This window comes from Gemmiger formicilis (assembly GCF_900167555.1).
GTDB classification, from domain to species: Bacteria; Bacillota; Clostridia; order Oscillospirales; family Ruminococcaceae; genus Gemmiger; species Gemmiger formicilis.
The window spans coordinates 1-4,590 of sequence record NZ_FUYF01000053.1 but is presented as its reverse complement, the minus strand read 5'-3'; the positions used below and the strand labels follow the sequence as shown (position 1 = coordinate 4,590).

The window sequence follows — 4,590 nt, the reverse complement described above, 5'->3', positions numbered from 1 at the left end:
ACCACAGCGCTGGCCTCGGTGGCGACAAGCTCTCAGCCGCTCGAAATTCTGCTCTGTGTCTTTGTGGGCATCGGTTCGGGCATTTCCATTCTGGTGTCGCAGGCAGTCGGGCGCGGTGACCGTGACCAACTGCAAAAGCTCGTGCGCACCTCGGTGTGGCTGCTGTTTGCGGCGTCCCTGCCGCTGACCGTTATCGGGCTGCTGCTGGGGCCGTGGATGCTGCGGCTGATGCAGGTCCCGGCAGACGCCATGCCGGGGGCGGTGCTGTATCTGCGCATCACGATGCTGGGCATTCTGGGCAATATGGGCTATAACTTCAACGCAGGTCTTTTGCGCGGCCTGGGCAACAGCTCGTCGTCGCTGCAGCTGTTGTTTATCAGCTGCGCGGCGAATATCGTGCTGGATCTTGTACTTACCGGCGCGCTCGGTCTTGGCATCGGCGGCGTGGCAGCTGCCACGGCGATTGCGCTGTTTTTGTCGTGGATATGCAGCATTTTTTACATCCGCCGCTGCACAGAGCTTGCGCTGCCTGTTTTGCCCCGCGGTTTTGACGCCGGCACCCTGCGTCAGATCGTGCGCATCGGCCTGCCGCTGGGGCTGAACTCGGCGCTGTACTCCATCGGTCACGTCTTTTTGCAGGCGCTGTACAACCTGCAGGGGTCGGTTTTTGTGGCGGGCTGCTCGGTGGCGGGCAAGGTCGGCGGGCTGGCCAACATCACGGTCACCTCGCTGTCGCAGGCAACCTCGGTGTTTGCGGGGCAAAATCTCGGCGCACAGGACTACCGCCGCCTGCGCAAGGGCGGGTGGATGATCCCGGCGGCGTCGGGGCTGCTTTCGCTGGCGGGCGGGCTGCTTATGGCAGCGTGCTGCCGCCCGCTGCTGCTGCTTTTTACGCAGGACGAAGCCGTACTGACCTTTGCTGTGCGGTATATCCGCATTGTGCTGCCGTTCCAGTGGTGCTATGCAGCCTTCAACGCGATTATGAGCTTTGCCAACGGTATGGGCGAGATCCGCTATGCCACCATCGTCAACATCATTTTGCTGTGGGGCGTGCGCATCCCGTCGTCCTACCTGCTGGCGTGGCTGGGCTACGGCGGCTACGCCATGGCGGGGGTGCCGCTCAGCTTTGTGGCGGGACTGTTGGCGATGCTGTTTTATTATAAGTCCCACGCATGGGCGGACATCCGCGCCCATGCCGAGGCACAGGAGAGCGCAAAATGAAATTTCTTGACCAACTGCAAAACCCGCCCAGAGAATTTACCGCCATCCCCTTTTGGTTTTTGAACGGCGATCTGACCGATGCCGAGCTGCGCCGCCAGCTGGCGGACTTTGCCGCCCACGGCATTTACGGCGTGGTGCTGCACCCGCGCATGGGGCTTAGCCCCGACATCACCTATCTGGGTGAACGCTACTTTGCCCATATCCGCACGGCAGTGCAGACCGCCGCCGCGCTGGATATGAAAATCGTTTTGTATGACGAGGGAATGTACCCCTCCGGCTCGGCGTGCGGGCTTGTGGTAAAAGACCACCCCGAACTGGCCAGCGAGGGCGTCACGCTGACCCAAACCGTTTTGCCGGGGGACGAGCTGCTGGCGCAGACAGAAAACGGCGCGCTGGTCGTTCGCAAAAGCGGCGGTACGATGCGCGGCTTGCATTGGGGCGAGGATGACGGCGAGAAAAACGCCCCGCTGACGGCGGACATCTTGAACCCTGAAGCGGTCCACCGCTTTGTGCAGCTGACGCACGAGGCGTACTACCGCGAGGTAAAGGAATACTTCGGGTCAACGATCATCGGCTTTTTCACCGATGAGCCGAGCATTTTGGGGCGCAACGTCAGCGGCATGTTCCCGTGGACGCACGGCTTTGCCGAGATTTTCCGCCGCGCGGGCGGCAACGCCGCCAACCTCGCCGCCCTGTTTGACGGCAGGGAAAACGACGATACAAGGCTGTATCACAAGCTGCTTTTGCAGCGCGAGGGCGAGGTCTACTACGGCACGCTCTCACGCTGGTGCGAGGCGCACGGCATCGGCCTGATGGGACACCCCCACCAGAGCGATGATATAGAAGTTGAAAAATACTTCGCCGTTCCGGGGCAGGATCTGGTGCTGCGCTGGCTCGCCCCCGAAAAGGACGGCTTGGCGGGCATCGACTCCACGATGGGCAAGTGCAGCGCTGACGCCGCGCGGCTGATGCACCGCCGCCGCAACGCCAACGAGTGCTTCGGCGCCTGCAACAAGGATGACAACCCGTGGCAGCTTTCGGGCGGCGACATCAAATGGTACACCGACTGGCTGGCGGTGCGCGGGGTCAACCTGTTTATCCCACACGCCTTTTATTACAGCATCTGCGGCAAGCGCAAGGACGAGCGCCCGCCCGATGTCGGTCCCCACAGCATCTGGTGGGTACATTACGAGGCATGGAGCACCTACTGGCGGCGGCTGTCCTGGCTGATGACCGACATTGACCTGCACGCGGAGGTTGCCGTGCTTTGCCGCAACCGCGACCTTTGCCCCGACACCGTGCGCCCGCTGTTTGAACGGCAGATCGGTTTTCAGTACATTCCCGAAAGCTATTTTCCCGCCTGCACAGTCGAGGACGGCGCGCTTTGCTTACACGGACACCGCTACACCGCCGTGCTGGGGGACAAGGCGCTGTTCCCGGACGCCGCGCATCCGGAGGTCTCGGCGCTCGAGCCGGACTGCCGCTGCGACCCGCCGCAGCCCATGCTGCGCTGCGCCTCTTTTAATAAGGAAGGGCGCGCCTGCTGGCTGCTGGTCAACGAGGGCAACACCCCCATCAAGACCCGACTGACCCTGCCGGTGGACGCCCCGCTTTGCCGCTGCGACTTGTGGAACGGCCAGCCCTGCGCCTGCCCGGCCGAGCATACCGCCAAGGGAGCCTGCCTTCCGCTGGAGCTGCCCGCGCGCGGCAGCCTGCTGCTGTTCACCTGCACCACGCAGGAAACCAAAATCCTGCCTTTGCCGCCCACCTATCTGTCACTGCCCGTGCCGGACTTTATCCTTGTGGAAGAGGACGCAGCCCGTGCCGCCAAGACCTACCGCGCCGTGCTGCAGGTCGCGGCGGCAGATATCGAAGCCGCCACGCCGCTGCTGACGCTGCGCGGACAGGAAATGGCGGAGTTGACCGTAAACGGTCAACCGGCGGGCGTCTCCTTCTGGCAGCCGCACAAATTCCCTCTGGCGGGGCTTTTGACCCCCGGCGAAAACACCCTGACGCTGACCCTGACCGGCAGCCCGGCCAACCGCTACGGCAAGCACCCGGTGCCCTACGGGCTGGAAAGATAAACCGTTTTTTATTCAACAGGAGGTATTTTTATGTCTGTCTGCACACCCAAATCCTTTGACCTGACCGGCAAGGTCGCCCTGATCACCGGCGCATCCTACGGCATCGGCTTTGCCATTGCTACCGCCATGGCGAACTGCGGCGCCACCATCGTTTTCAACGACATCAAGCAGGAGCTGGTGGACAAGGGGCTGGCTGCCTACAAGGAGGCCGGTATCGAGGCCCACGGCTATGTCTGCGACGTCACCAACGAGGACGCCGTCAATGAGATGGTCAAGAAGATCACTGCCGAGGTCGGCCACATCAACGTGCTGGTCAACAACGCCGGCATCATCAAGCGCATCCCGATGATCGAGATGACCGCTGCCCAGTTCCGTCAGGTCATTGATGTTGACCTGAACGCCCCCTTCATCGTTGCCAAGGCGGTCATTCCCGATATGATCGAGCAGGGCGGCGGCAAGATCATCAACATCTGCTCCATGATGAGCGAGCTGGGCCGCGAGACTGTCTCCGCCTACGCCGCTGCCAAGGGCGGTCTGAAGATGCTGACCAAGAACATTGCCTCCGAGTACGGCAAGTACAACATCCAGTGCAACGGCATCGGACCCGGCTACATCGCCACCCCGCAAACCGCACCCCTGCGCGAGATCCAGCCCGATGGCAGCCGTCATCCGTTCGACCAGTTCATCGTCGCCAAGACCCCTGCCGAGCGCTGGGGCGAGGCCGAGGACCTGGGCGGACCCGCTGTGTTCCTCGCCTCTGAGGCTTCCGACTTTGTCAACGGTCTGATTCTCTACGTTGACGGCGGCATCCTGGCTTACATCGGCAAGCAGCCGGGGTAAGGTCATTACTCCGACGCTGTTCTGAGCCTTTCTGATTTTGTTTCTGGTTTAGTTGCTTCGTCCATCAAGATTTTCTATAGCTTTATGCGCTATCTTGAGAAATCCTGGTGGCCTTTTTTAATAAAAAGCAGTTCATTTGTGCAGAGTGAATCAGAACTGATTCACTTTTTCGAGTCAAGATTTTTGGATGAATCTAAACTGATTCACTCTGGAGTATATACGAATTTGTATGCGCATCCGCTTTGATTACCCCCCCCCGCTTTGAGCGGGAACATGTTTTGCTAGCATAGCGTTTGGATATCCACAAACGCATTTCTGGGGTGTTCCCCAGACCCCCTCGCTGCTCTTGTGTGACGATAGTGACGCAGATGACGCTAATGACGCTGTTTTGGGGATATCCCTATACCATATCCCAGATTCAGCGTCATTAGCGTCATCTGCGTCA

Annotated in this window: 3 protein-coding genes; all 3 read left to right on the top strand. The window is 60.7% G+C overall.

The genetic code is table 11. From position 1 onward, the window contains the following. On the top strand, positions 1 to 1,221 hold a 1,221-nt coding region (locus B5D32_RS14300; protein ID WP_078785632.1), incomplete at its 5' end, for an MATE family efflux transporter. Beyond that, positions 1,218 to 3,305 (top strand): glycosyl hydrolase family 2 protein, encoded by a 2,088-nt coding sequence (locus B5D32_RS14295; RefSeq protein ID WP_078785631.1) that lies wholly within the window; start codon positions 1,218 to 1,220, stop codon positions 3,303 to 3,305. The genes B5D32_RS14300 and B5D32_RS14295, both read left to right, overlap by 4 nt. 30 nt (positions 3,306 to 3,335) lie before the next feature. Beyond that, positions 3,336 to 4,145: a gluconate 5-dehydrogenase gene (locus B5D32_RS14290; protein ID WP_078785630.1), complete on the top strand. Its 810-nt coding sequence runs from the start codon at positions 3,336 to 3,338 to the stop codon at positions 4,143 to 4,145. Positions 4,146 to 4,590 lie beyond the last annotated feature (445 nt).